24 protein-coding genes are annotated in these 24,792 nt (G+C 64.4%); 11 read left to right on the top strand and 13 right to left on the bottom strand.

Translation table 11 applies throughout. The features are described 5' to 3' along the window. Nucleotides 1–4: 4 nt before the first annotated feature. From RCH14_RS06050 to RCH14_RS06035, 4 genes are all read right to left on the bottom strand, one after another. Complete coding sequence (locus RCH14_RS06050; protein ID WP_343025256.1) at nt 5–883, bottom strand: peptidoglycan DD-metalloendopeptidase family protein; 879 nt, start codon at nt 881–883, stop codon at nt 5–7. Between the two features lie 53 nt (nt 884–936). Further along, entirely contained in the window at nt 937–1,785 is an 849-nt protein-coding gene (locus tag RCH14_RS06045) for a protein-L-isoaspartate(D-aspartate) O-methyltransferase (protein ID WP_343025255.1), read from the bottom strand. Further along, nucleotides 1,782–2,531 carry a 5'/3'-nucleotidase SurE gene (surE, locus tag RCH14_RS06040; RefSeq protein ID WP_343025254.1) on the bottom strand — a complete coding sequence of 250 codons (750 nt, stop codon included), beginning with the start codon at nt 2,529–2,531 and terminating at the stop codon, nt 1,782–1,784. The genes RCH14_RS06045 and surE overlap by 4 nt, the downstream gene beginning before the upstream one ends. Before the next feature lie 170 nt (nt 2,532–2,701). Beyond that, nucleotides 2,702–3,076 carry a hypothetical protein gene (locus RCH14_RS06035; RefSeq protein WP_343025253.1) on the bottom strand — a complete coding sequence of 125 codons (375 nt, stop codon included), beginning with the start codon at nt 3,074–3,076 and terminating at the stop codon, nt 2,702–2,704. Nucleotides 3,077–3,285: 209 nt separating this feature from the next. Here RCH14_RS06035 and RCH14_RS06030 point away from each other — a divergent pair, with 209 nt between their 5' ends. Then, a complete protein-coding gene (locus RCH14_RS06030; RefSeq protein ID WP_343025252.1) occupies nt 3,286–4,260 on the top strand; it encodes an NADPH:quinone oxidoreductase family protein in 975 nt (324 codons plus the stop codon). Between the two features lie 6 nt (nt 4,261–4,266). Here the strand turns inward: RCH14_RS06030 and RCH14_RS06025 are convergent, their stop codons facing one another. Together RCH14_RS06025 and RCH14_RS06020 are read right to left on the bottom strand one after the other, a co-directional pair. After that, on the bottom strand, nt 4,267–6,303 hold the full coding sequence (locus tag RCH14_RS06025) for an ATP-dependent DNA helicase (protein WP_343025251.1): 2,037 nt from the start codon (nt 6,301–6,303) through the stop codon (nt 4,267–4,269). 120 nt (nt 6,304–6,423) lie between these two features. Continuing rightward, complete coding sequence (locus RCH14_RS06020) at nt 6,424–6,624, bottom strand: DUF465 domain-containing protein (protein WP_343025543.1); 201 nt, start codon at nt 6,622–6,624, stop codon at nt 6,424–6,426. Nucleotides 6,625–6,817: 193 nt separating this feature from the next. On the opposite strand from RCH14_RS06020, the gene RCH14_RS06015 reads away from it, so the two are divergent. Next, nucleotides 6,818–7,582 carry a serine/threonine-protein phosphatase gene (locus RCH14_RS06015; RefSeq protein WP_343025250.1) on the top strand — a complete coding sequence of 255 codons (765 nt, stop codon included), beginning with the start codon at nt 6,818–6,820 and terminating at the stop codon, nt 7,580–7,582. Here RCH14_RS06015 and RCH14_RS06010 read toward each other — a convergent pair. From RCH14_RS06010 to RCH14_RS05985, 6 genes are all read right to left on the bottom strand, one after another. Continuing rightward, nucleotides 7,579–8,265: a hypothetical protein gene (locus tag RCH14_RS06010; RefSeq protein ID WP_343025249.1), complete on the bottom strand. Its 687-nt coding sequence runs from the start codon at nt 8,263–8,265 to the stop codon at nt 7,579–7,581. The genes RCH14_RS06015 and RCH14_RS06010 overlap by 4 nt on opposite strands. A 29-nt stretch (nt 8,266–8,294) precedes the next feature. Beyond that, on the bottom strand, nt 8,295–9,392 hold the full coding sequence (gene zapE, locus RCH14_RS06005) for a cell division protein ZapE (protein WP_343025248.1): 1,098 nt from the start codon (nt 9,390–9,392) through the stop codon (nt 8,295–8,297). 172 nt (nt 9,393–9,564) lie between these two features. After that, complete coding sequence (gene lpdA, locus RCH14_RS06000) at nt 9,565–10,995, bottom strand: dihydrolipoyl dehydrogenase (RefSeq protein ID WP_343025247.1); 1,431 nt, start codon at nt 10,993–10,995, stop codon at nt 9,565–9,567. 15 nt (nt 10,996–11,010) lie between these two features. Then, nucleotides 11,011–11,364, bottom strand: coding sequence for a PspC domain-containing protein (locus RCH14_RS05995; RefSeq protein ID WP_343025246.1), 354 nt, complete (start codon nt 11,362–11,364; stop codon nt 11,011–11,013). 54 nt (nt 11,365–11,418) lie between these two features. Next, nucleotides 11,419–12,690 (bottom strand): 2-oxoglutarate dehydrogenase complex dihydrolipoyllysine-residue succinyltransferase, encoded by a 1,272-nt coding sequence (gene odhB / locus RCH14_RS05990; RefSeq protein WP_343025245.1) that lies wholly within the window; start codon nt 12,688–12,690, stop codon nt 11,419–11,421. Nucleotides 12,691–12,765: 75 nt separating this feature from the next. Further along, nucleotides 12,766–15,621, bottom strand: coding sequence for a 2-oxoglutarate dehydrogenase E1 component (locus tag RCH14_RS05985; RefSeq protein ID WP_343025244.1), 2,856 nt, complete (start codon nt 15,619–15,621; stop codon nt 12,766–12,768). Nucleotides 15,622–16,032: 411 nt separating this feature from the next. On the opposite strand from RCH14_RS05985, the gene RCH14_RS05980 reads away from it, so the two are divergent. The 5 genes from RCH14_RS05980 to RCH14_RS05960 all read left to right on the top strand — a co-directional run bounded on the left by RCH14_RS05980 (nt 16,033) and on the right by RCH14_RS05960 (nt 20,476). After that, nucleotides 16,033–16,665 (top strand): PepSY-associated TM helix domain-containing protein, encoded by a 633-nt coding sequence (locus RCH14_RS05980; protein ID WP_343025542.1) that lies wholly within the window; start codon nt 16,033–16,035, stop codon nt 16,663–16,665. A gap of 76 nt (nt 16,666–16,741) precedes the next feature. Beyond that, nucleotides 16,742–17,251 (top strand): DUF2271 domain-containing protein, encoded by a 510-nt coding sequence (locus tag RCH14_RS05975; RefSeq protein ID WP_343025243.1) that lies wholly within the window; start codon nt 16,742–16,744, stop codon nt 17,249–17,251. 21 nt (nt 17,252–17,272) lie between these two features. Continuing rightward, the gene (locus RCH14_RS05970; protein WP_343025242.1) at nt 17,273–18,091 is read left to right on the top strand and encodes a DUF4198 domain-containing protein; all 819 of its coding nucleotides are present in this window, start codon (nt 17,273–17,275) and stop codon (nt 18,089–18,091) included. Between the two features lie 15 nt (nt 18,092–18,106). After that, complete coding sequence (locus tag RCH14_RS05965) at nt 18,107–19,114, top strand: FAD:protein FMN transferase (protein ID WP_343025241.1); 1,008 nt, start codon at nt 18,107–18,109, stop codon at nt 19,112–19,114. Between the two features lie 18 nt (nt 19,115–19,132). Beyond that, entirely contained in the window at nt 19,133–20,476 is a 1,344-nt protein-coding gene (locus RCH14_RS05960) for a sulfite reductase subunit alpha (RefSeq protein WP_343025240.1), read from the top strand. A gap of 214 nt (nt 20,477–20,690) precedes the next feature. Here RCH14_RS05960 and RCH14_RS05955 read toward each other — a convergent pair whose 3' ends face one another. Beyond that, a complete protein-coding gene (locus RCH14_RS05955; protein ID WP_343025239.1) occupies nt 20,691–20,972 on the bottom strand; it encodes a DUF427 domain-containing protein in 282 nt (93 codons plus the stop codon). 324 nt (nt 20,973–21,296) lie between these two features. Between RCH14_RS05955 and RCH14_RS05950 the strand changes: the two genes are divergently transcribed. The 4 genes from RCH14_RS05950 to RCH14_RS05935 are packed head-to-tail and all read left to right on the top strand — an operon-like array spanning nt 21,297 to nt 24,764. After that, nucleotides 21,297–21,794, top strand: a complete 498-nt coding sequence (locus tag RCH14_RS05950) for a hypothetical protein (RefSeq protein ID WP_343025238.1) — start codon at nt 21,297–21,299, stop codon at nt 21,792–21,794. Nucleotides 21,795–21,832: 38 nt separating this feature from the next. Beyond that, entirely contained in the window at nt 21,833–22,867 is a 1,035-nt protein-coding gene (locus RCH14_RS05945) for a histidine kinase (RefSeq protein ID WP_343025237.1), read from the top strand. Beyond that, on the top strand, nt 22,864–23,613 hold the full coding sequence (locus RCH14_RS05940) for a LytTR family DNA-binding domain-containing protein (RefSeq protein WP_343025236.1): 750 nt from the start codon (nt 22,864–22,866) through the stop codon (nt 23,611–23,613). Before RCH14_RS05945 ends, RCH14_RS05940 begins: the two co-directional genes overlap by 4 nt. Further along, nucleotides 23,610–24,764: an acyltransferase gene (locus tag RCH14_RS05935; RefSeq protein ID WP_343025235.1), complete on the top strand. Its 1,155-nt coding sequence runs from the start codon at nt 23,610–23,612 to the stop codon at nt 24,762–24,764. Before RCH14_RS05940 ends, RCH14_RS05935 begins: the two co-directional genes overlap by 4 nt. Nucleotides 24,765–24,792: the final 28 nt, after the last annotated feature.

The raw sequence follows: 24,792 nt of genomic DNA, 5'->3' as shown, positions 1-24,792 counted from the left end.
CATCCTATCGAACGGGCAGGAACCTCGTCGGGTCGACCGGCTTGCCCTGCTGGCGGATCTCGAAGTGAAGCTTGACCAGGTCGGCGTCGGAATCGCCCATTTCGGCGATCAACTGGCCCTTGGCCACATTGTCGCCTTCCTTCACGACGATCTTGCGATTGTGCGCGTAGGCCGACAACAGGCTGTTGCTATGCTTGACGATCACGAGGTTACCATAACCGCGAATCCCGCTGCCAGCGTACATGACCTTGCCAGAACCCGCCGCGACCACCGGCTGACCGGCCTTGCCGGCGATATCCAGACCCTTGTTGCGGCCGTCGTCGAAGGTGGCGATGACGCGGCCTTCCGATGGCCACATCCAGCTCAGGCGCGCTTCGTCGCTGGCACCGGGAGCCGGGGCGACAGGTGCTGCCGGCGCGACTGGCGTGACGACTGGGACGCTCGGGCGTGTATCGGCAGCGGCACTCTCGGGAAACGGTTTCTTGTCGACGCGCGGCTCGGTCTTGCGCGGCGCGGTGGCGGCCGGCGGCATCGGAATCGGCTGGGTCTGGACATTGGCCGTACGCTCACCGCCAGGTGCGCTCACGCGCAGTACCTGGCCTACCTTGATGTCGTCGGGATTGGCCAGCTTGTTCCAGTCGACCAGGTCGCGGTAGTTCTGGCCGAAGTCGAAGGCGATGCGCAGCAGCGTGTCGCCCTTGCGCACGGTGTACATGCCGCGCTCGTCGTGCTTGGGCGCGTCGTCGACGCGCACCGGTGCCGGGCGGGTCTGTGCGGGAGGGGTACCGCGTTCGACGACAGGCGCCTGGCGGGTCGTGGTGGAACAGCCGGCAACGAGGCCGATGAGGATCGTCAGGAGGGCGAAACGCGGTGCTTGTGTCATTGGCATTCTTTAGTCTTGTCGGCGTACTGCGGGCCTGGCGGCCCAGATTGAAATTAGATGGTGCCCGGGCGCAAGGGCACGAAGTGGCACGCTTCCAGCGTTTCGCTGGTCCACTCGGCCTTGCCGGTGCGGGTTATACGGTGCAGGTGCTGCACCTCGGCACCAACCGGTGCCACCAGGTGCGCACCGATGGCCAGCTGCTCGAGCAGCGCGCGCGGCACGTCGAGGCCGGCAGCCGCGAGAATGATACCGTCGAACGGCGCCGCCTGTGGCAAGCCTAACATACCATCGCCATACTGCAAACGCAGGTTCGCTATGCGCATCGGGCGCAGATTGGTTTTGGCGAGCTCGTGCAAGGCCCGGATGCGCTCGATCGAATACACGTCCTTCGCGACAAACGACAGCACCGCGGCCTGGTAGCCGCAGCCCGTGCCGATCTCGAGCACGCGCTCGAGCTTGCGGCCGGCGCACACCATGTCGATCATGCGCGCCACGATGTACGGCTGCGACATCGTCTGCTGATGGCCGATCGGCAGCGATGCATCGACATACGCCTGGTCCGACATGGCCGGCTCCAGGAACAGGTGGCGCGGCACGATTTCCATGGCGCGCAGCACCTGCGGGTCGTTGACGCCCTGGCGCGCGATGCGCGCCACCATCGCGCGGCGCACCGCTTCGGTCGCGGCAAGGTCCGAGCGCTGGGCGGTCGGTGCGCTGGTACTTGCCTGCACGTAGCCGGGCGCGCGCGCCGCCGGCGCGGCTTCAAGCGGCGCCTTGCTGCCGCTGGCGGCGTTGCGGGTGGCGGTCTGCGGCGTAAACACCGGCGGCGGCGCGCCGGGCTTGCGCGCGCCCCCCGTCGTCGACGACAGCGGCAGCGGGAAGTTCGGACGCGCATCCTTCATGGCAAGGCTCCAGCCAGCAGATCGAGCTGGGTCTTGTGGGTCAGGTCGATCTGCAGCGGCGTGATCGACACGCGCCCCTGCGAGGTCGCGTGGAAATCGGTGCCCTCGCCCGCATCAAGGCAGGCGCCGGGCGCGCCGATCCAGAAGATCTCGCGCCCGCGCGGATCCTGCGCGCGGATGACGGGCTCGGCCTGGTGGCGACGGCCGAGACGGGCCGGGGTCAATGGGCCGATCTGGTCATACGGCAGGTTCGGGATGTTCACGTTGAGCAGGAACGGCGACGGCAAGGCGGCAAAACCGCCGGCCGCAAAGCGCTCGACGATGTCGCGCGCCACACGGGCTGCATCGTCGATGTGGGCCCAACCGCTGTTGACCTGCGAGAACGCGATGGCCGGCACGCCGAACAGATAGGCTTCGGTGGCGGCGGCCACGGTGCCGGAATACAGCGTGTCGTCGCCCATGTTCTGGCCATTGTTGATGCCGGAAACAACGAGGTCGGGCAGCGCGTCGGACATCCCGGTCAGCGCGATGTGCACGCAGTCGGTCGGCGTGCCATTGGTGAAGTAAAAGCCGTTGGCTGCTTTGTGGACCGACAGCGGGCGGTCGAGCGTCAGCGAGTTGGACGCACCCGAGCGGTTGCTGTCGGGCGCGACCACGACGATCTCGGCGATCGGCGCGAGCGCATCCGCCAGCGCCTGGATGCCGGGCGCGAGATAGCCATCGTCGTTGCTAATCAGTATCCGCATAGAGACGATTTTACCTGAAGCAACGCTTGTATCGACACTTGGTCGCGGAAAAATGCGCCCGGATTTCATGATCCGGAACGTTGAGGGCAGCTTTGCCATGCCGCCGGGAGGAATGAATTAGCGAATTGACAAGCAGCGTGGCAACCGCGGCAAGCGCCAAACAACCACGCTCAAGGACTGTTGTTCAAATGCTTCAATCCGGCCATGTCGTCTTGCGTGGCGAGGACCTCGGCGAGCGCCGTGCGCGCGGCAAGGCGGGCGGCGGCATCGCAGGTGGCTTGCCGTGCGCAGGCGCGCAGTATCCTTTCGAGCAACCGGCGTGCATTGCCGAGTTCGCCCGCCCCGGCGCACAGCAGCGCCAGCCGGTAGCTGCAGCGTAGCGTGTCGCGATGCGCGCTGCCCTGCTGGCACCGGCGTGCCGCGACGACGCTTTCCAGCACCGCCCTCGCATGTGTGAACGCGTGCTGCCGCGCGAGTGTCTGCGCGAACGCTTCATGGGCATCGAGCGCCGCGGGGGACGCGAACGACAGGCTGGATTGGTCCATGCGATGCCTCATGATTGGGGAGGAAGAACATCTGGCACGAGCGCGCCAGGCAGCGAAGAACGGCGCGATCCTGCCGATGCTAGCCTGCCTGTGAGGCCCATCGGTTGCGGTCGAACAGGAGAAGACCGGCCGTGCGGTACGGGCTGGACTGATCATCCACGTTCAGCCGTGAGGCATAATGCCCCGCGCCGCTACCGATGAAAGAAGCCATGAAAGCCATCCGCTGTACCGCCTGGGGCCCGCCCGGCAGCTTGATCCTTGCAGACCTGCCCGACCTGGTGCCGGGCCCGGCCGAGGTGGTGGTCGATGTCCGCGCCGCCGGCGTGAACTTTCCGGACGTGCTGACGATCCAGGGCAAGTACCAGTTCCGCCCGCCCCTGCCCTTCACACCAGGCAACGAGTTTGCCGGCGTCGTGCGCGCGGTGGGTCCTGGCGTGACCGCGTTCGCGCCCGGCCAGCACGTGATCGGTTTCACGCGCACCGGCGCCTTTGCCGAGCAGGCGCTGGCGCCCGTGAGCGCGCTGCTGCCAATGCCGGCCACGATGGATTTCGCTGTGGCCGCGGCGCTGACGCTCACCTACGGCACCGCGTATCACGCACTGGCCGACCGGGGCGCCGTGCAACCGGGCGAGACAATCCTGGTGCTGGGCGCGTCCGGCGGCGTCGGGCTCGCGGCGGTCGAGGTCGGCAAGGCACTGGGCGCGCGCGTGATCGCAGCCGCCTCCACCGATGACAAGCTGGCGCTATGCGCCGCCCATGGCGCCGACGCGCTGATCAACTACGAACGGGACGACTTGCGCGACGCCATCCGCGCTGCCACCGATGGCCGCGGGCCGGACGTGATCGTCGACCCCGTCGGCGACAAATACAGCGAACCGGCGCTGCGCTCGATTGCCTGGCGCGGCCGGCACCTGGTGGTCGGCTTTGCGGCGGGTCGTATTCCGCAACTGCCGTGGAATCTGATGCTGCTCAAAGGCGCATCCGTGGTGGGCGTGTTCTGGGGCGATTTCACGCGCAAGGAAGTGGGCGCGCACCATGCCGCGATGGCGCAACTGGCCGCCTGGCATGGCGAGGGCAAGCTGCGCCCGCTGGTATCGGAGCGCTACGCGCTGGCCGACACCGCGCAGGCGCTGGAAGACATGGCGGCGCGCAAGGTGACCGGCAAGGTCGTGATCACGCCGTAAGCGTGCTCAGGCCGCGCCGCCCTCGGTAGCATCAGCAGCAGCGGCCTCTGCCGCCGCCGGATCGAAGAAGCGCAGCACCTCTTCCTGCACCCGCGTGCGCTTGAACGAAGGCAAGCTCTGCCAGATGCGGCGCCCGTACGGCTTGGTGATGATGCGCGGATCGCAGATCATCAACACGCCCCGGTCGTCGACGTCGCGGATCAGGCGCCCTGCCCCCTGCTTGAGCGTGATGATCGCCTCGGGCAACTGGTGGTGCATGAAGCCGTTGAGGCCCTGCTTTTCCATCACCTCGATGCGCGCGGCCAGCACCGGATCGTCCGGCGGCGCGAACGGCAGCTTGTCGATGATCACGAGCGAGAGTGCATCGCCACGCACGTCGACGCCTTCCCAGAAGCTCTGGCTGCCCACCAGCACGGCATTGCCGGCAGTGCGGAACGAATCGAGCAATTCGGTGCGCCCCCGCTCGCCCTGCACGAACAGCGGGAAATCCCAACCGCGCTCGGCGAACTCGACCCGCAGGCGTTCCGCCACCTTGTTGACGGCGCGAATCGTCGTGCACAGGAAGAACGTGCGCCCGCCGGCGGCCTCGATCACCGGCAACGCCGCATCGACGACGGCGTCGGTATAGACGGCCGCCTGCGGCTCCGGCAAGCCGGTTGGCACGTACAGCAAGCCCTGGTTCACGTAATCGAACGGGCTCGGCCAGGTCTTGGCCGGCTCGCCCGTCAGCCCCAGCTGGTCGGAGAAATGCTTGAAGTCGTTCTTGACCGCCAGCGTTGCCGACGTAAAAATCCAGCTGCGCGGCGTGCCTTCGCGCTGGTTGGAAAAAATCGGCGCGATCGACAGCGGCGTCTTGTGCAGTTGCAGCGACGACGCGAACGCTTCGGCCCACAGCACCGCCTGCTCGGCGGCCGGCGCCTTGGGATCCGGCTTCCATCCTTCGATGGCGGCGGCCAGGTCGTGCGCCCGCACGCGGCAGGCTTCGATCGTTTCGGCGCGCGCGGCGTTGTCTTCGAGCGTCGTGATCATTCCGGCCAGCTCGGTCTTGAGCGTATCGAGTGCCGGGAAAAATTGCGACGTCGGCATGATCTGCGGCAGCGACAGGCGCAGATTGCCTTCGCCAAACGCCAGGCGCAGGTCGCGCGTGGCTTTCTCGACGACGGTGACGACCTTGGCCCAATCGGGGCCGCCACGGGCATGCGCCAGGCCTTCGGCCAGCACGTCGCGGCACAGTTCGAGCACTTGCGAGGTCGACACCGACTGGCCGAAGAACAGCGTCGCCGTGTCAGGCAGCTGGTGCGCCTCGTCGAAGATGATGGTGTTGGCCGACGGCAGCAGCTCGGCCACGCCGGTGTCTTTCAGCGCCACGTCGGCGAAGAACAGGTGGTGGTTGACGACGACGATATCGGCCTGCTGCGCTTCGCGCCGCGCCTTCATCACGAAACAGTCCTGGTAGTACTGGCACTCGGCGCCCATGCAGGTGTCGCGCGTGGACGTGACGAGGTTCCAGACCGTGGCCGTTTCGGGCACCTTGGCCAGCTCGGCCTTGTCGCCCGAGTTCGTCATTTTCATGAAGCGCGAGATTTCGCGCAGGTGGCCGACGTCGTCGCGCGACGTCAGGCGGCCGTTCTGCAGCGTGCGCTCCAGGTGAAAGTGACAAACGTAGTTCGAGCGGCCCTTGAGCAGCGCCACCGAGACCGGCGCGCGCAAGGCGGCGCGAATGGTCGGGATGTCGCGCATGAACAACTGGTCCTGCAGGTTTTTGGTGCCGGTCGAGACGATCGTCTTGCCGCCCCACAGCAGCGCCGGGACCAGGTAGGCGAAGGTCTTGCCGGTGCCAGTACCGGCCTCGGCCATGAGCACTTGCTGTTTGTCGATGGCGTGGGCGACGGCCTTGGCCATCTCGGTCTGGGCCTGGCGTGGCTTGAAGGTGCCGACGGCGGGCGCGAGCGGGCCGCCCGCGCCGAACAGGCGGTCGAGGTCAGCGTCGTATTTGCCGGCGGGGATAACGGAGTCGGTCGACGCGGCGGAATGTGCTTCCACGGCGCCAGTGGCCGGCCCAGCCGTCCCGACCGGCTCTGCGGCAGGGCCGGGAACAGGGAGATGGTCGGTCAATGTATGTGTCGTAACTTATCTTGAAGAAACGTGGCTCGCAGCAATGGCTCAGGCCGGAATATCGGGAACCAGCTGCATCTTGAGCAGCGTAATATGATCTTTGAGCTGCAGTTTACGCTTTTTGAGGCGGCGCAGTTGTAACCCGTCCGCGTGGCCGTCCGCCGTCAACAGGGCAATGACGGCATCGAGGTCGCGGTGTTCCACATCGAGTTCAATAATACGGCGCTGGATGTCCTGGACATCGATCATGATGGTCTGTTCCAAACAGTGGTTGCAGATGGGATTGCGGGAATGGGAGCTGGTCGGCGCTGGCACAGCGGGCCTTCCAGTATTGCTGCAAGCAAATCTTCTTGCTTGTTGGTTGGTTCTAGGTGCATAGTTTAATCCACGCGGTCATTGCCGCCAACAAAGATTGGCGTTAGGCTAAAGAAAACAAGCATTTATGACTTCCTACAGGATCGAAGCGGGCACCGCGCAGCACATCGGCAACCGCCCCCAGCAAAACGATCGCGCTGCCCTGTTCACGGGCGCGCGTGCCCCCGGCTATGTGCTCGCGGTGCTATCCGACGGCATCTCCAGTCCGGCCGGGGCCGAACAGGTGCTGCACACGGCGCGCCAGGTGTTCGACGAATTCAAGCCAGGCGACCACCCGGACATCGAGCGCCTCGCCCAACTGCTGCACGAAATCATCAGCGAAACCCACACGGTCATCAAGATGAACGCCATCGCCGGCAAGACCGAACTCCACGCCAGCTTTGTCGGCTTGGTGATCAGTCCGCATGGCGAGGCGGTCTGGGCCCACGTGGGCGACTCGCGCCTGTATCGCTTCGAGCACGACAAGTGCGCGATGCGCACCAGCGACGTCGCCTACGTCGAGCACCTGATCTCGAGCGACCGGCTGCCGGCCGATGCGGCGCGCAACCACCGCCGCTCCAAGCTGTTGCTCAATGTACTGGGCAACAGCCGCAAGGAACCGTTCGTCACGACCGGCAGCCACACCGGCCTGGTTGCCGGCGACAGCTTCCTGCTGGGTTCCGACGGCCTGTGGCATTTCTTTACCGATGCCGAACTGGCCGCCGTGACTGCCAAGTCCACGCCGCGCCAGGCCGCCGAAAAGCTCATCAGCAAAGCCGGCGAACGCTCGCAGGGCAAGGGCGGCAACTGCACGATGGCCATCGTCAAGCTGGCCACGCCGGCCAACTCCTAATTGCTCGCTGCCGGCGGCTGGGCCGCCTTTTTTGCGGCCTCATCGGCCGCGCGTTTGGCCGCCTTCGCTTCACGCTCGGCCACACGGCGCGCCACCTGCTTCTGGCGCTCGAGCGATTCCACGCGACGTGCTTCGGCTGCGGCCACATTCTGGGCCGCCCTTGCCTGAGCGCTCTGGGTGCGGGCTGCATTCTGTTGCAGGCGTCTGGTACGGGCTGCGCGCGACTCCGACGGGGTCGTGCGCGCGGCTGGCAAGGCAGTGCTCGGCGGCGCCTTGACTGGCGGTGGATTGGCCGCCAATTCGGCTTCTTCTTTCTGGAATGCGGCTTCGGACACGGCCAGGGCGCGGTCACGCTGATCGACCTTGGCCTGCCGCAGGTAGCGCGACGCTTCGATTTCGATGGCGCGCTGCTCGAGCAGCGCCACGCGTTGCTGCTCGCGCGCCTCGTCCAGGCAACTGGTGACGAAGAATTTGTCGTAGCAGACGACTTCGCGCTCGGCGTAGCGGTTGTCGATCGCGCGGCGCTCGGCGGCCACGGCTGCCAGGCGTCCTTCGGCCTGCGCGGTCGAGGCCGATGCCGGCGGCGGCACATCCGGCGCGGCCGGCTGTGTCGTCGAGCAGGCCGCCATGAGGCTTGCCAGGGCCAGCAGCGCGCCCGCGCGCAGCTTGGTAGTTCGTGTCATGTGGATCCTTGTTGTCGTGCTTGACCGTATCAGGCGATCTTGTCGGCCGCGCCGCGCCGCTCGGAGAGCATGTATTCGCGCGACTGCATCTCGATGATACGCGATACGGTCCGGTGGAATTCATTGGCCAGCTGGCCCTGCGTATAGAGCTCTTCAGGCTCGACCGCCGCCGACATGATCAGCTTGACCTTGTGGTCATAGAACACGTCGATCAGCCAGGTGAAGCGGCGCGCTTCGGACGACTGCGATGCTGACATCGCCGGGATGGCGGACAACACCACCGTGTGGAACTGGCTGGCCAGTTCCAGGTAATCGTTCTGGGAGCGCGGGCCGCCGCACAGCGTGGCGAAATCGAACCAGATCACGCCGCCGGCACGGCGCAGCGCGCGGATCTCGCGGTTCTCGATGTGCACGATCGGCGCTTCATCGGCGATGTCGGCCACCTTGGCATAGGCGTCGCGCAAGGCGCGGTCGGACGCGGCATTGAGCGGCGTGTAATACGCCTCGACCTGTTCGAGCGCGCGCTTGCGGTAATCGTTGCCGGCATCGACGTTCAGCACATCCAGCTTCGCCTGCAGCAGCGCGATGGTTGGCAGCATGCGGTCGCGGTGCAGGCCGTCCGGGTACAGCGTCGACGGTTCGTAGTTCGACGTCATCACGAAGCTCACGCCATTGTCGAACAGGGCCTTGAGCAGGTTGTACAGGATCATCGCGTCGGCGATGTCCGAGACGTGGAATTCGTCGAAGCAGATCAGCCGGTACTTCTTGGCGATGCGCTTGGCGACTTCGTCGAGCGGATCGGCCACGCCCTTGAGTTCATCCAGCTGCCCGTGGACGGCGCGCATGAATTCGTGAAAGTGAAGGCGCGTCTTGCGCACCACCGGCACGACCGAATAGAACGAGTCCATCAGGAACGATTTGCCGCGCCCTACTCCGCCCCACATATAGACGCCCTTCGGCACCGTGGGGCGGTTGATCAGACGTTTGAAAGCGGACGACCGCTGGGCCTTGTAGGCGACCCAGTCGTCGTACGCCTGCTGCAGGCGGTCCACCGCCATTTGCTGCGCGGGGTCGGACGTGAAGCCACGCGCGTTAAGCTCGTGCACATAATATTCTTGAACGTTCATGGGATACCGAGAAAAAGTAGGGTGGACGCGGCCAGTTGAACGCGTGGACGGCGGAGCCGTCCACCCTACGACACGTGGAACCGTTCAGCATCGCAGCGTGCGTTGCTGACCCGTAGGGTGGACGGGTTTCCCGTCCACGCGTCCAACGTGCGGCACGAAGCCGGTGAATTGCTTAGAAGTTCAGCGAACGCTTGTCCACCGCCAGTGCGGCTTCTTTCGTTGCTTCCGACAGCGACGGGTGCGCGTGGCAGATGCGGGCGATGTCTTCGGCCGAGGCCTTGAATTCCATCGCCACGACGGCTTCCGAAATCAGCTCGGACGCCATCGGGCCCACGATGTGCACGCCCAGGATTTCATCGGTCGTGGCATCGGCCAGGAACTTGACCATGCCCGACGTGTCGCCCAGTGCGCGCGCACGGCCGTTGGCCATGAACGGGAAGGTACCGGCCTTGTAGGCGATGCCTTCGGCTTTGAGCTGCTGCTCGGTCTTGCCGACCCACGCGATCTCTGGCGACGTGTAGATGACCCAAGGAATCGTGTTGAAGTTGACGTGACCATGCTGGCCGGCGATACGCTCGGCAACGGCAACGCCTTCTTCTTCGGCCTTGTGCGCCAGCATCGGGCCGCGCACGACGTCGCCCACTGCCCACACGCCTGGCAGGTTGGTGCGGCACTCGTCATCGACCACGACAAAGCCGCGCTCGTCGAGCTGCACGCCGACGGCTTCGGCGTTCAGGCCGATCGTGTTCGGCACGCGGCCGATCGAGATGATCAGGCGGTCAAACGTGGTGGTTTGCTCGGCGCCGGTGCTGTCGGCGTAGGCAACGGTAACGTTGTTCTCGCCCTTGGTGATCGCGCCGATCTTGCAACCGAGGTTGATTTTGAGGCCCTGCTTGACGAACAGCTTGTGCGCTTCTTTGGCGATCTGCTCGTCGACTGCACCCAGGAAGGTCGGCAGACCTTCGAGCACGGTGACATCCGCGCCGACACGGCGCCAGACGCTGCCCATTTCCAGGCCGATGACGCCGGCGCCGATCACGCCCAGCTTGCCCGGGACCGCATCGATCGCCAGTGCACCGGTGTTCGACAGGATCAGTTTCTCGTCGAATTCGGCACCTGGCAGCTGGCGTGCGTTCGAACCGGTCGCGATGACCACGTTCTTGGCGGTCAGCGTGTCGGTGGTCGGGCCGCTGACATTGATGGTGTAACCGCCTTCGGCAGTGCCGGCGAACGCGCCGCGGCCGTGGAAGAAGCTGACCTTGTTCTTCTTGAACAGGAACAGGATGCCGTCGTTGTTCTGCTTGACGATCGTGTCCTTGCGACCCAGCATCTTGCCCAGGTCGAGCTCGAGGCCCGAGACATTGATGCCGTGGTCAGCAAAAGCGTGACCGGCGTGCTCGAAATGCTCGGACGACTGCAGCAGGGCTTTCGACGGGATGCAGCCGACGTTGGTGCAGGTGCCGCCCGGGGCAGGCTTGCCGGCGGCGTTGCTCCATTCGTCGATACAGGCAACCTTGAAGCCCAGCTGGGCTGCGCGGATGGCGGCAATGTAACCGCCAGGACCGCCGCCGATGACGACGACGTCAAATTGTTTATCGCTCATTACATGATTCCTTTTTTATTCTTCCGGAACAAATACCCACAGCAGCAGGTAAATCAGGATGCCGAAGCCGAACGTGAGGACGAACAACACGAAGATCAGGCGCCAGACCCAGGACTCGAGCCCATAGGTGCGCGCGAGGCCACCACACACGCCACCGAGCCAGCGATCGAGCCGCGTGCGGCGCAGGCCGCTGAGCAGGTCGTCACGGTGCGTGTCGAACGACGAGCCGCCCCTGAACGTGCTCTCTTTCGTCAGGCTGACCGTCGACGCGCCGGACAGAATGCGCGCCTTGGCCTGCTCGAATTCGGCGTCGGACAGCGCGCCGGCCTGGTGCAGCTCGTGCAGCCGCTTGATTTCGTCTGACAGCATGTCGTTCTCCGGCAAACTATGGCCGGCACCAGAGGGCGCCGACCAGGTTGAGACTTACAGGTCCAGCAGCAGGCGGGCCGGATCTTCCAGCGCATCCTTCATCGCGACCAGGCCCAGGACGGCTTCGCGGCCGTCGATGATGCGGTGGTCGTACGACATGGCCAGATAGTTCATCGGACGGATCACGATCTGACCGTTTTCGACAACCGCGCGGTCCTTGGTCGCGTGCACGCCCAGGATGGCCGACTGTGGCGGGTTGATGATCGGGGTCGACATCATCGAACCGAACACGCCGCCGTTCGAGATCGAGAACGTACCGCCGTTCAGGTCGTCCAGGGTCAGCTTGCCTTCTTTGGCTTTCTGGCCGAATTCACCGATTTTCTTTTCGATGTCGGCGATCGACATCTGGTCGGCGTTGCGCAGGATCGGCACCACCAGGCCACGTGGCGAACCGACAGCGATACCGATGTCGAAGTAGCCGTGGTAGACGATGTCGTTGCCGTCAACCGACGCGTTGAGCACCGGGTACTTCTTCAGTGCGGCAACGGCGGCCTTGACGAAGAACGACATGAAGCCCAGCTTGACGCCGTGCTCTTTTTCGAACTTGTCCTTGTACTTGTTACGCAGTTCCATGACTGGCGCCATGTTCACTTCGTTGAACGTGGTCAGGATGGCGTTGGTCGACTGCGATTGCAGCAGGCGCTCGGCGATACGGGCGCGCAGGCGGCTCATCGGCACGCGCTCTTCCGGACGGTCGCCCAGGTTGGCAGGACCGGCGGCAGGCACTTGCTGCAGTGGTGCCTTGGCAGGTGCGGCGGCTGGTGCTGGTGCGGCAGCTGGCTTGCTGGCGACTGCGGCCAGGGCGTCGCCCTTGGTCACGCGGCCGTCACGGCCCGAACCGTCAACGCCGGCGGCGCTCAGGTTGTTGTCAGCCAGGATCTTGGCAGCGGCAGGCATTGCCACGCCGGCTTTCGACTGATTCGAGGCAGCTGCTGGAGCTGCTTGCGTTGCCGGCGTGTCGATTGGCGCGTTTGGCGCAGCCGACGGGATGGCTTTCACTGGCAGCGGGCTGGTCTGCGCCGATGCTTCGGTGTCGATGACGGCAATGACTTCACCGGCGACGACGGTCGCGCCGTCGGCCTTGAGCAGTTGCACGATCACGCCGGCGCTTGGCGCTGGCAGTTCCAGGACCACCTTGTCGGTCTCGATGTCGATCATGTTCTCGTCGCGATCGACGGACTCGCCGACTTTCTTGTGCCAGGACAGCAGGGTCGCTTCAGCAACCGATTCCGACAATACAGGGACCTTGACTTCGATTTGTGCCATTTAAAACTCCAGTAATTATTCTTTGCAAGAAACCCCGACGCGCGGCGCCGGGGTCGTGGTCTTACTTATTGGTGATCACTTCGTCAGAATGAAGCCCTTGAGCTTCGAGAACGCGGTCTCCAGCAGTTCTTTCTGCTGCGCGATGTGCTTGTCGGCATAACCGACCGCAGGCGACGCCGATGCGGCGCGGCCGGCGTACGCCAGGCGCTGGCCATCTTCCATGCCTTCGAAGATGTTGTGCTGGATCTGGAACCACGGGCCCTGGTTTTGCGGCTCGTCCTGCACCCACACCACTTCGCCGGCGTTCGGGAACTTTTTGAGTTCGGCGGCGAACGACTTGTGCGGGAACGGATACATCTGTTCCATGCGGATGATCGCGGTGTCGGTGACGGCGCGCGCCTTGCGTGCATTGACCAGGTCGAAGTAGACCTTGCCCGAGCAGACCAGCACGCGCTTGACCTTCGATGCGTCGATCTTCTCGTCGCATTCGCCAATCACGGTCTGGAAACCACCCTTGGCCAGGTCGGTCAGCGGCGAACCGGCATCCTTGTTACGCAGCAGCGACTTCGGCGTGAAGATGACCAAAGGCTTACGGAACTGACGCACCATCTGGCGACGCAGCAGGTGGAAGATCTGGGCTGCGGTCGTTGGCTGGACCACTTGCATATTGTTGTCTGCGCACAGTTGCAGGAAACGCTCGATACGTGCCGACGAGTGCTCCGGACCCTGGCCTTCGTAGCCGTGCGGCAGCATCATGACCAGGCCCGACGCGCGGCCCCACTTCACTTCGCCCGAAGCGATGAACTGGTCGATGACGACTTGCGCGCCGTTGACGAAGTCGCCGAACTGGGCTTCCCAGATCGTCAGCGTGTTCGGTTCGGCGGTCGAGAAACCATACTCGAAGGCGAGCACGGCTTCTTCGGACAGCACCGAGTCGATCACGGTGAAGTTGGCCTGGTTCTCGGACACATTGGCCAGTGGCAGGTAGATGCCCTGGTCCCAACGTTCACGGTTCTGGTCGTGCAGTACGGCGTGGCGGTGCACGAACGTACCGCGGCCCGCATCCTGGCCCGACAGGCGGATGGCGTAACCCGACGACAACAGCGACGCGTAGGCCAGGTGTTCGCCCATGCCCCAGTCGAGGTTGACGTCGCCGCGGCCCATATTGGCGCGGTCGGCCAGCACCTTGTCGACCAGCGAGTGTGGCTTGAAGTTCTCTGGTGTGACGGTGATGCGTTGTGCCAGGCGCTTCAGTTCGGTCAGTGGCACGGCAGTATCGGCCGCATCGGTCCACTTCTTGTTCAGGAACGGTGCCCAGTCGACGGCGTACTTGTTCTTGAAGTTGGTCAGCACCGGATCGACCGTGTGCTTGCCGGCGTCCATCGCATCGCGGAACGCGGCGACGAGCTTGTCGCCGCCGTCGGCTTCGATGGTGCCCTGCGCTGCCAATTTCTCGGCGTACAGCTTGCGGGTGCCCGGGTGCTTGGCAATCTTCTTGTACATCAGCGGCTGGGTCAGCGCTGGCGTGTCCTGCTCGTTGTGGCCCAGCTTGCGGTAGCAAATGATGTCGACGACGACGTCCTTGCCGAATTCGGCGCGGTAATCGAGTGCGATCTGGCTGGCCAGCACGACGGCTTCAGGATCGTCGGCGTTCACGTGCAGCACCGGCGCTTCGATCATCTTGACGACGTCCGAGCAGTACAGCGTCGAGCGCGCATCGCGCGGGTCGGACGTGGTGAAACCGATCTGGTTGTTGATGACGATGTGGACCGTGCCGCCCGTACCGTAGCCGCGGGTCTGCGCCAGGTTCAGGGTTTCCATGACCACGCCCTGGCCGGCGAATGCAGCGTCGCCGTGCACGAGGATCGGCAGCACTTCTTTGCCCTTGCGATCGCCCCGGCGTTCCATGCGCGCCTTGACCGAACCTTCGACGACCGGGTTGACGATCTCGAGGTGGGAAGGATTGAAGGCAAGTGACAGGTGGACTGGACCGCCCGGCGTGGTGATGTCGCTCGAGAAGCCCTGGTGATACTTGACGTCACCGGCTGGCAGGTCGTCGGCGTGCTTGCCTTCGAATTCTTCGAACAGCTCGGCCGGGCTCTTGCCCAGGGTGTTGACCAGAACGTTCAGACGGCCGCGGTGGGCCATGCCGATGACGATTTCCTGGACGCCCTTTTCACCGGCGCGCTGGATGACTTCGTCCATCGACGCGATGAACGATTCGCCACCTTCGAGCGAGAAGCGCTTGGCACCGACGTACTTGGTGTGCAGGTAGCGCTCGAGGCCTTCGGCCGCGGTCAGGCGTTCGAGGATGTGTTTTTTCTTTTCGGCCGAGAAGGTCGGGGTCGAACGGATCGACTCCAGACGCTCTTGCAGCCAGCGCTTTTCGGTCGGGTCGCTGATGTACATGTACTCGGCACCGATCGAACGGGTGTACGTGTCACGCAGCATGTTCAGGATATCGCGCAGTGGCGCGGTTTCTTGACCGAAATACGTATTGGTGATGTTGAAGACCGTGTCCATGTCGGACTCGGTGAAGCCGTAGAACGCGGGATCGAGTTCTGGCAGCAGTGGACGTTCCTGGCGCTGCAGCGGATCCAGGTTGGCCCAGCGCGAACCGAGGTAGCGGTAAGCGGCGGTGATCTGGGTGACGGCGACGCGCTTGCGGCCCAGCTCGGAGTCAGCCGAGGCGACCACGGTGCGGATCGGGCCCTGCTTGGCGCGTTCGGCGAACGACGCAATGACCGATGAATGGACGACGTCAGGACGGTTCGAGCCATCGACGGCCGGCACGTGCTGCATCTGGTCGAAGTAGGCGCGCCAGTTGTCTGGCACCGACGACGGATTGTCCAGATAGGACTCGTACAACTCTTCCACGTACGGGGCATTGCCGCCGAACAGGTATGAGTTGGCGTTTTGTTGTTGCATCATTCTTGCTCACCTTTCTTTTCGCGCTTCGCGAGGGTTGGGCGGGTTATTTAACCTTCCGCGACACGGCCTGACCGTTTAGCGGATTGCACTTCAAGACATCAAGTTGTGGGGGAAGGACTGTTTCAGTACCAATACATGTGCAAAATCCTGCCTGTTTGCGCTCATGATTGTAACGCATGATCCCCTACCGGGCAGATTACATTCCTAGAATAATTTATTTCCAAATGTGTTTTTAAACACTGGATCCGGGCAGGCAAATTTCAGCTGGTAGTCAATACCACATTGACCTTGTAAATGATAATCGTTATCATTTATGGCATGTCCACATCTGCCCCGTCCCCTGATACTGTCCAGCCCGTGTTGCCGGCATCGGCCAAAGCAACCGGCACCCCCGCCCCCACTGCAGGCAGCATGCCCCAGCGCCTGCCGGGCGCCGGGCGCGCCATGTTTCTCAAACAGTTGCACCAATGGCACTGGATCAGCTCCGCGATCTGCCTGATGGCGATGCTGCTGTTCAGCTTTACGGGGCTGACGCTGAACAACGCGGCGCTGATCAAGGCCACGCCCGAGGTCACGCGCCTGAAAGCCACGCTGCCGGCGCCGCTGCGTCCGCAATTCAAGCAATGGGCCGAAGAGCATGCCGACGCCAAGGTACCGCTGCCAAGCAGCATTGCCGACTGGACCAACAGCGCATTCCCCGTCGACGTGCGCGGCCAGCGCGCCGAATGGACCGAGGAAGACGCCTACATCGCGCTGCCCCGCCCCGGTGGCGACGCCTGGCTGCGCATCGCCGTCGACGGCAGCGCCGAATTCGAGCGCACCGACCGCGGCTGGATCTCGTGGCTCAACGACATGCACAAGGGCCGCAACACCGGCGCCGTCTGGAGCTGGTTCATCGATATTTTTTCGGTCGCCTGCATCGTGTTTTGCATCACGGGCTTTTTGATCATGAAATACCACGCGGCCAACCGGCCATCGACCTGGCCGGTGATCGGCTTCGGCATCGTGCTGCCCGCCGTGCTGGCCTTGTTGTTTGTCCACTGAAGTTTGCCACTGAAGTTTGCCACTGAAGTTTGCCACTGAGCGTTCCACCGATTTCCAACCTGAGAGAAGACCAAGCATGAAACTGTCCCACTCGCTCGTCCTGACCCTGCCGCTCGTCTCCGGCTGGGCCATGGCCGCCGACCTGTCGGTCAAGTTCGACCTGCCGCAACTGAACGTGGCTGAATACCACAAGCCGTACGTGGCGATCTGGCTCGAACGCGCCGACCAAAGCGTCGCGGCCAATCTGGCCGTGCTCTACGACCTGAAGAAAGATGCCGCCGGCGACAAATGGGTCAAGGACCTGCGCACCTGGTGGCGCAAGGCCGGGCGTGACGCCAAGTTCCCGCTCGATGGCGTGAGCGGCGCCACCCGCCCCGCAGGCAGCCAGACGATGAAATTTGCCGGCGTCAAGCACGGCCTCGACAAGCTGCCGGCTGGCGAATACAAGCTGGTCGTGGAAGCGTCGCGTGAAGCTGGCGGACGTGAACTGGTCAAAGTGCCGTTCACGTGGACCGGCAAGGGCAAGGTCGCGGCCAATGCCGCCGGCAAGGAAGAACTGGGCGCCGTCGCCCTCGAACTCCAATAACAACACTCCAGGGAGAATCCCATGCATAAACGTATCCTCAAGGGCGCCCTGCTCGGCCTGGCCCTGGCCGGCATGTCGATCAGCGCGCAGGCGCACCGTGGCTGGCTGTTGCCAAGCACGGCCATGGTCGAAGCGAAAGAACCGTGGGTCACGCTCGACGGCGCGATCTCGGAAGGCCTGTTCGAATTCCACCACGTGCCGCTGCGCCTGGACAACCTGACCATCACGGGACCAGACGGTGTGACGACCAAGGCCGAAGGCGCCGTGCTCGGCAAATTCCGCAGCACGATCGACATCCGCCTGCCGAAGGACGGCACCTACCGCCTGGCCATCGTCAGCAACAACGTGATGGGCAGCTACAAGCTGGGCGGCGAAGTCAAGCGCTTGCGCGGTGTCGAAGGCACACCGGGCGTGCAAATCCCGGCCGGCGCGACCGACGTCACCACCAGCACCACGCACACGCGCCTGGAAACCTTCGTCTCGGCCAATGACATGAACGACACGGCGCTCAAACCGAGCGGCGTCGGCCTTGAAATGGTTCCGGTCACCAATCCGTCCGACCTGCGCGCGGGCGAGCCGATCACGTTCCGCTTCCAGCTCGACGGCAAGCCGCTGCCGAACTTCCCGTTCAGCATGGTGCCGGGCGCCGTCAAGTACCGCGGCACGCTGGGCGAGCTGCGCTTTACCACCGACGCCACGGGCGAGGTCAAGTTCACGGTGCCGGCAGCAAATATGTACTGGCTCTCGGCCAAGTTCCCGCTCGAGACGCCAAAGGGTCCGCCAACGCCGGGCGCCAAGCGCTACAGCTACACAGCCACGCTCGACGTCCTGCCACAGTAAGGACGCAGGGAATCGATGCGCACCATTCTTGTTCCCTTGAGCGTCGACGCGGCCATGCCGCCCGGCGGCAGCACGCTGTTTGCCACGGCCGGCACGTCGATGGGCACGACCTGGTCGGCGCGGCTGATGCTGCCGCCGGGCGCCGATGGCGCCGTGCTCGCCGGCGCGCTGCAAGGCGAGCTGGATGAGATCGTTGCGCAAATGAGCCATTGGGACGCCGACTCTCTGCTGTCGCGCTACAACCGCGCGCCGGCCGGCAGCTGGCACGCGCTGCCGCCCCAGTTTTTCGCCGTCGCCGAGTACGCGCTGCAGGTCGCGGCCGATAGCGGCGGCGCTTACGATCCGGCCGCCGGCGCGCTTGTCGATCTGTGGGGCTTTGGCGCCAGCGGGCGCTACGATCAGCCGGGGTTCCAGGCGCCGCAGGCGGGGCTGGTCGACGCCTTCCTAGAGCGCCGGATCGAGCGCCAGCCGGTGCTCGATCCTGCCGGGCGGCGCCTGCTGCAACCAGGCGGCGCGATCCTGGATTTCTCTTCGGTCGCCAAAGGGTATGCGGTCGATCGCATGGCGGCGTGCCTCGAAGATCGCAGCGTGCGCCATTTCGTCGTCGAAGCGGGCGGCGAATTGCGCGGCGCCGGGGTCAAGCCGGATGGCCAGCCCTGGTGGGTCGAGGTCGAGGGCGTGCCCGATTGCGAGGCTGTCGGGCAGACGATCGTTGCCCTGCACGGGCTGGCGATTGCCACCTCGGGCGACTACCGGCGCAGTTTTCAATACCGCGGGCGGTGCATCGCGCACACGCTCGACCCGCGCAGCGGCTACCCGGTCGATCACGATCTGGCCTCGGTGACGGTGCTGGCGCCGACCTGCATGGCGGCCGACGCGCTGTCCACTGCCCTGACGGTGCTGGGACCCGCCGATGGCTTGGCGTTTGCCGAACAGCGCGGGATTGCGGCGCGCTTTCTCGTGCGCGCCGAATCCGGCTTGAAAGAAACCACGACGAGCGCATGGCGCTTGATGATGCAATGAATCTGCAATGAATCTGCAATGATGATGACGATCGAACCGCTGCGTTGGGGCAGCGCCCTGGCGCTGTGCGGCGTATATTTTGCGATGTGCCTGGGACTGTGGCGCATGCATCTCGCCAAGGCGCGCCCCATTCGCGTAGCCGCCGACTGGCTCGTGGTGTACGCGAGCCAAACCGGCAGCGCGCAATTTCTGGCCGAACGCACGGCCGCCACGCTGGCACTCGGGGGCCTGGACGCGCGCGCAGCCTGCATCTCGACGCTCGACATGGCGACCTTGTCGGGCGCCAGCCGCATCCTGTTCGTCTGCAGCACCTACGGCGAAGGCGACGCGCCCGACCCCGCCGCGCGCTTTGCCACGCAGACGATGGGCGCTGCGCCAGATCTGTCGCAGTTGCACTTCGGCATGCTGGCCCTGGGCGACATCACGTACACCAACTACTGCGGCTTCGGCCGCGCGCTCGATGCCTGGCTCCTTGAGCGTGGCGCAACGAGCCTGTTCGAGCGGATCGACGTCGACCGTGGCGCACCGGAGGCGCTGGCCGCATGGCAGCACCACCTGAGCCACCTGGCCGGCACGAGCGACGCACCGGACTGGGAAGCGCCTGCCTACGGCGCCTGGCGCATCGCCGAACGCACGCTGCTCAATCCCGGCAGCGCCGGCGCGCCGCTGTACCGCATCGCTTTGATGCCGCAGGATGGCGCGTTGCCGGCGTGGGAAGCGGGCGACCTGGCGCAGGTGAGCGCGCCGGCCGACCCCGAGCACCCGCGCGAGTATTCGATTGCCTCGGTACCAGCAGAAGGCCAGCTGACCTTGCTGGTGCGATTGCAGCAGCGTGCCGACGGGACACCGGGCGCGGCGTCGGGCTGGTTGTGCACGGATGCGCTGGAAACGGACACGATCCGGCTACGGGTGCGCGCGCATGCACGCTTCCGGCTGGGCGACAATAGACTGCGGCCCCTGATCGCGATCGGCAACGGCAGCGGCCTGGCTGGCCTGCGCGCGCTGCTCAAGGCGCGCATCGACGTCGGCACCCACGACAACTGGCTGCTGTTCGGCGAACGCAATGCGGCCCATGATTTCCTGTGCCGGGGCGAACTCGAAGAGTGGCGCGACAGCGTCGCCCTCGCCCGCCTCGACCTGGCGTTTTCGCGCGACGGCAGCACGGCGCGCTATGTGCAGCATCTGGTCGCAGCGCAGGGTGAGCTGATGCGCCAGTGGGTGCAGGATGGCGCCGCGATCTATGTCTGCGGCAGCCTGCAGGGGATGGCTGGCGGCGTGCATGATGCACTGCTCGAGGTGCTGGGCGCGGATACGGTCGAGGCGATGATGGCCGATGGGCGCTACCGGCGCGACGTGTACTGATGCCCTGATCAAGTTCTATTTTCTTGTCAGCGGACTTCTTTTCATTTGGCACTCACTCAGAGAACGTGCTGGGTCGACAACTGACTGCGACCTTTTCAGCCCAGTAACCTGATAGTCAGACGCGAACGGTCGGGTTCGTCCAAAAGCAGATCGACCCGACACCCGACGCCCGTACCTCAAACACCTTGCGGAACGATGCAGTCAATGAACCGCGTCAGGGCTTCACATCCACACCCTTCCAGAACGCGATGTGGCCGGTAATATTTGCCGCGGCGGATTTTGGTGTGGCATACAGCCAGGCCGCATCCTTGTTGACCTTGCCGTTCACCTCGATGTCGTAGTAGCTCGCTGTCCCCTTCCAGGGGCAGTTGGTTGTTGTACTCGAATCGCTGAAAAACTGGCGGTTTAAAGAGGCAGGGGGGAAATAATGGTTCCCTTCGACGACGACCGTATCGTTCGACTGCGCCAGCACCTCACCATTCCATATTGCTTTCATATGCACTCCGGTAGCGCTTCGGATCTGAAGCGCGGACCAGTCTACACCCGTTGCGTGAGAAAGTTGATGCGGATGTTTGGTTGACGAGTGCTCGCGGGAAGACGTTGCTATAGCGGGGTCGCGTCTGACATTCAGACACGGGCTCTGCAATGATCTAACTCGTTCATTTTTCGAGCGCATCTTGAAAAGCCAGTGGTTTCTTTGAAATACCCTCAACTCAGGCTCAACCCTTTCGTCGCAGGGTATGCACGGGTCGGCGCATTCCACTGGACCGCCGTGCGGCTGCTGCCTAAAGTGGAAATTTTCCAACTCCCGAGGGCTTCCATGCGTATCCTACTGTCATCCCTTCTTTTCGCACTTTGCCTGGCGAGTCCGGCGCATGCCGCCGAAGGCACCACCCCAGGCGCCCGAGCGGCCGACGTGGCGGCGATCCACGCGGTCGTCGATCAATTCAAGACGGCGCTCATCGCCCGTGACGGCAAGACCCTAGGCAGCCTGTTCCTGCAAGACCACGACAGCTGGCTGTCGGTGGTCGACGAGGCGGCCTGGGCCAACGTCAAGGCGCGCAATCCGAAGGCACGCAAAGTGGTTTCTTCGAGCTGGAAGAAGTTCGCTGAATTCATCCAGACGGCAGACAAGCCGATCGAAGAACGTTTCTACAACGTGCGGGTCGACACCAATGGCGCCGTCGCCTCGGTGTGGTTCGATTTCGACTTTCTCGAAGACGGCAAGGTGACCAACCGCGGCAGCGAGAGCTGGCAAATGGTGCGCGCGGAAGACGGCTGGAAGATCAGCTCGATGCTGTTTTCCATGGGCGACTGAGACGATAGAATAGCAACATTACAATTCGAAAAGCCGGCATGAAAGTCGAAACGCCCCTGTTCGTCCCCGTGCTGGCCGCACTGCCGATCGCCGCCTGCATGGCCATCCTCGGGCTGCCTGTCTTCGGCTACGAGTATGCTGCGGCCTTCCGCAGCTTGTACTTCGTTGCCTGCCTGGTGTGGTTGATTCCGTTGGCGCTGCTGCAGCGCGCCATGTGGCGCTGTGACTGGCCCTGGCTGCGTATGGCGCTGGTGCTGCTGGCCGCCAGCTACGCCATGTCCATCCTGAACGCCGTGCTGGGACAGGGCCTGGGAATCTGGCTCGGGCTGCAAAAGCACTACCGCTGGAATGAACTGGCCGAGGGTCTGGACGGCTGCTGGCTGGCCCTGATCGCGTTCTGCGCCGTGCATGCAGTGGCGGCCTACTACCTGTCTCTGCAGCAAGTGCGCCTCCATCTGGCTCAGGCGCAGGCCGCAGCGCGCGACGCCCAGCTGCGCGCGCTGCGCCTGCAGGTCAACCCCCACTTCCTGTTCAACTCCCTGAACGCGATTTCCGCGCTCGTGTCGGCCCAGTCCAACCGCGAGGCCAACCGCATGCTCGGCTGTGTGGCCGACTTCCTGCGCGCCACGCTTGCGCACGACGGCCGCCACGAGCATTCGCTTGCGGAAGAACTGGCCCTGCTCGACGCCTACCTCAAGATCGAACAGGCACGCCTGGGCGAACGCCTGTGTCTGAGCGTGAAATCCGGTCCGGGCCTGCTCGACAACGTCATGCCCTACCTGATGCTGCAGCCCCTTGTCGAGAACGCGATCCGTCACGGCATCGCGCCGCTGTCCGTCCCCGGGCGGCTCGACATCCGTCTTGAGCATGTCGGCGGGCGCCTGCTGGTCGAGGTGCGCAACGACGGTCAGCAGCCGGTGCAGCCGGGATGCGGTATCGGCTTGGCCAACGTAAGGGAACGCTTGCTCCAGCTGTACGGCGACGATCAGGAAGTCGAGACGGGGTGGGGGCCGGACGGCCGCTTCGGCGTGCGTATCGCCTTGCCGCTACGTAGCATGGAGGCGGCGGCATGAACATACGGGTCGTCATTGTCGACGACGAACCGCTGGCCAGGCTGGCGGTCAAGCTCAGGCTGGCGCGGCGCAGCGGCTTCGCTCTCGTCGGCGAGTTCGGTGACGGCGACAGCGCTCATGCCGGCATCCTGGCGCTGCGGCCCGACTTGGTATTTATCGATGTCGAGATGCCGGGCCAGACCGGGCTCGAGGTGCTGGCAGCGCTGCCGCCGGCGCAGCGGCCGATGGCGATCCTGCTGACCGCCTACGACAGCTTCGCCCTGCAGGCATTCGATCTGGCCGCCCTGGATTACCTGCTCAAGCCGGTCGATGACGAACGCCTGGACGAAGCCCTCGACCGCGCGCAGCAGGCCTTTCCTTATCGCGCCTACGGCAGCACGTTGCCACCAGCCGTGCCGGCGCTGCGCAGCTTCAGCGTGCGTGTCGGCGCGCGCACGGTGCTGGTGCCGGTTGCGCAGGTCGAGCGCATCGAGGCCGACGGCGACTACGCCACCTTGCATGCGAACGGCAAGACCTGGCTGGTTCGCGAGCGCCTGCACAACTTGGCCATACAGCTCGATGCGCGCCAGTTCCACCGTGTGCACCGCTCGACCATCGTGCGGCTGGACATGGTCGCCGAGCTGCGCTCGCTGACCAATCGCGACGCCCTGCTGCGCCTGCATGACGGCAGCGTGCTGCGCGCCAGCCGCACCTATATGCCCGCCCTGGCGGAAGCACTACAACACCTCGACAAGAAATCTTCATGATGCAGCTTCAATCCACTTCCGCCCGGCTCGCCGGGCTGGACACCCTGCGCGCGCTTGCCATCGCGCTGGTCCTGATGTCGCACTACCAAGGCTTCGTCAGCCACGCGCCGACATTCGGCTTCATGGGAAAAATCGGCTGGGCCGGAGTCGACCTGTTTTTCGTGCTGAGCGGTTACCTGATCGGCAATCAGCTGCTGGCGCCGGCCGCGCGTGGCGATAAGCTGGACCTGAAAACCTTCTTCGCACGCCGCTTGCTGCGCACGCTGCCAAATTACTACGCGGTGCTGGCCGTGTACCTGCTGCTGCCGGATAGTCCCATCGCCGGCAAGAGCATGGCGCCGGTCTGGCAGTTCCTCACCTTCACCCAGAACTTCGGTTTGAACTATGGGGAAACCTTCACGCACTCGTGGTCACTGTGCATCGAAGAGCAGTTCTACCTGGTGTTCCCGCTGGCAGTGCTGGTACTGGTCGGCAGCGAGCGCTCGCCGCGCTGGCTCTGGTGCGCCCTCTTTGCCGCCATCGGCACCGGCATGACGGTACGCGGCATGGCCTTCATGGACGGCATGGATGTCTTTGCGGCGCCGGTGTACTACTCGAGCTTTTCCCGCTTCGACGAATTGCTGCCCGGTGTCGCCATCGCGATGCTCAAAAATTTCCATCCGGCGGCCTTTGCACGCATCCTGCGCAACGGGAATGCGCTGCTGGTAGCGGGCCTGGCGATGTCGGCGGCTGTGCTGTACGGAATAATGAACGACGTGCCGACTGCTTTCGCGGCATCCACCTTCGGGTTTTCACTGGTCGCCGCCAGCTTCGCGGTGCTGACCTGTTCGGCGCTCAGCCCGGGCTCGATCCTGAACCGGGCGAGCATTCCCGGCGCAGCCAGCCTGGCCCTGTGGTCCTACGCCGTCTACCTGGTGCACAAGCCAGTGTTCATGGCCTTGCGTCCGGAATTGGTCAGCAGGCGCATCGACCCCGGCGCGCCCTTGACCATCGCAGCGGTCATGGCGGCCGGCATCCTGGGCGGCTGGGTACTGTACCGCGTGATAGAGACGCCGTTCATGCAACTGCGGGCGCGCTGGTATCCGACTGGCGCATCAACGACGCATACCACGGGCGCGGCTATGCCCGCCGGTAATTCGATAAGGGGCTAGTCCTCAAGGGCTGAACAGTAGCCGCCAA

Origin of the sequence: Massilia sp. MP_M2, assembly GCF_039123635.1 — a bacterium.
Taxonomy (GTDB): domain Bacteria; phylum Pseudomonadota; class Gammaproteobacteria; order Burkholderiales; family Burkholderiaceae_D; genus Telluria.
The sequence above is the reverse complement of the archived record's forward strand: the minus strand, read 5'-3'. Positions and strand labels throughout refer to the sequence as shown.

What these genes read in the sequence shown, in the direction of transcription:
- RCH14_RS05945 (WP_343025237.1), top strand. Translation starts at nt 21,833, where the DNA reads ATGAAAGTCGAAACGCCCCTGTTCGTCCCCGTGCTGGCCGCACTGCCG.
- lpdA (WP_343025247.1), bottom strand. Translation starts at nt 10,995, where the DNA reads ATGAGCGATAAACAATTTGACGTCGTCGTCATCGGCGGCGGTCCTGGC.
- odhB (WP_343025245.1), bottom strand. Translation starts at nt 12,690, where the DNA reads ATGGCACAAATCGAAGTCAAGGTCCCTGTATTGTCGGAATCGGTTGCT.
- RCH14_RS05955 (WP_343025239.1), bottom strand. Translation starts at nt 20,972, where the DNA reads ATGAAAGCAATATGGAATGGTGAGGTGCTGGCGCAGTCGAACGATACG.
- RCH14_RS06030 (WP_343025252.1), top strand. Translation starts at nt 3,286, where the DNA reads ATGAAAGCCATCCGCTGTACCGCCTGGGGCCCGCCCGGCAGCTTGATC.
- RCH14_RS06015 (WP_343025250.1), top strand. Translation starts at nt 6,818, where the DNA reads ATGACTTCCTACAGGATCGAAGCGGGCACCGCGCAGCACATCGGCAAC.
- RCH14_RS06045 (WP_343025255.1), bottom strand. Translation starts at nt 1,785, where the DNA reads ATGAAGGATGCGCGTCCGAACTTCCCGCTGCCGCTGTCGTCGACGACG.
- RCH14_RS05970 (WP_343025242.1), top strand. Translation starts at nt 17,273, where the DNA reads ATGCATAAACGTATCCTCAAGGGCGCCCTGCTCGGCCTGGCCCTGGCC.
- RCH14_RS05940 (WP_343025236.1), top strand. Translation starts at nt 22,864, where the DNA reads ATGAACATACGGGTCGTCATTGTCGACGACGAACCGCTGGCCAGGCTG.
- RCH14_RS05935 (WP_343025235.1), top strand. Translation starts at nt 23,610, where the DNA reads ATGATGCAGCTTCAATCCACTTCCGCCCGGCTCGCCGGGCTGGACACC.
- RCH14_RS05995 (WP_343025246.1), bottom strand. Translation starts at nt 11,364, where the DNA reads ATGCTGTCAGACGAAATCAAGCGGCTGCACGAGCTGCACCAGGCCGGC.
- RCH14_RS06020 (WP_343025543.1), bottom strand. Translation starts at nt 6,624, where the DNA reads ATGATCGATGTCCAGGACATCCAGCGCCGTATTATTGAACTCGATGTG.
- RCH14_RS05975 (WP_343025243.1), top strand. Translation starts at nt 16,742, where the DNA reads ATGAAACTGTCCCACTCGCTCGTCCTGACCCTGCCGCTCGTCTCCGGC.
- RCH14_RS05985 (WP_343025244.1), bottom strand. Translation starts at nt 15,621, where the DNA reads ATGATGCAACAACAAAACGCCAACTCATACCTGTTCGGCGGCAATGCC.
- surE (WP_343025254.1), bottom strand. Translation starts at nt 2,531, where the DNA reads ATGCGGATACTGATTAGCAACGACGATGGCTATCTCGCGCCCGGCATC.
- RCH14_RS06050 (WP_343025256.1), bottom strand. Translation starts at nt 883, where the DNA reads ATGACACAAGCACCGCGTTTCGCCCTCCTGACGATCCTCATCGGCCTC.
- RCH14_RS05960 (WP_343025240.1), top strand. Translation starts at nt 19,133, where the DNA reads ATGATGATGACGATCGAACCGCTGCGTTGGGGCAGCGCCCTGGCGCTG.
- RCH14_RS06010 (WP_343025249.1), bottom strand. Translation starts at nt 8,265, where the DNA reads ATGACACGAACTACCAAGCTGCGCGCGGGCGCGCTGCTGGCCCTGGCA.
- RCH14_RS05965 (WP_343025241.1), top strand. Translation starts at nt 18,107, where the DNA reads ATGCGCACCATTCTTGTTCCCTTGAGCGTCGACGCGGCCATGCCGCCC.
- zapE (WP_343025248.1), bottom strand. Translation starts at nt 9,392, where the DNA reads ATGAACGTTCAAGAATATTATGTGCACGAGCTTAACGCGCGTGGCTTC.
- RCH14_RS05950 (WP_343025238.1), top strand. Translation starts at nt 21,297, where the DNA reads ATGCGTATCCTACTGTCATCCCTTCTTTTCGCACTTTGCCTGGCGAGT.
- RCH14_RS05980 (WP_343025542.1), top strand. Translation starts at nt 16,033, where the DNA reads ATGCCCCAGCGCCTGCCGGGCGCCGGGCGCGCCATGTTTCTCAAACAG.
- RCH14_RS06035 (WP_343025253.1), bottom strand. Translation starts at nt 3,076, where the DNA reads ATGGACCAATCCAGCCTGTCGTTCGCGTCCCCCGCGGCGCTCGATGCC.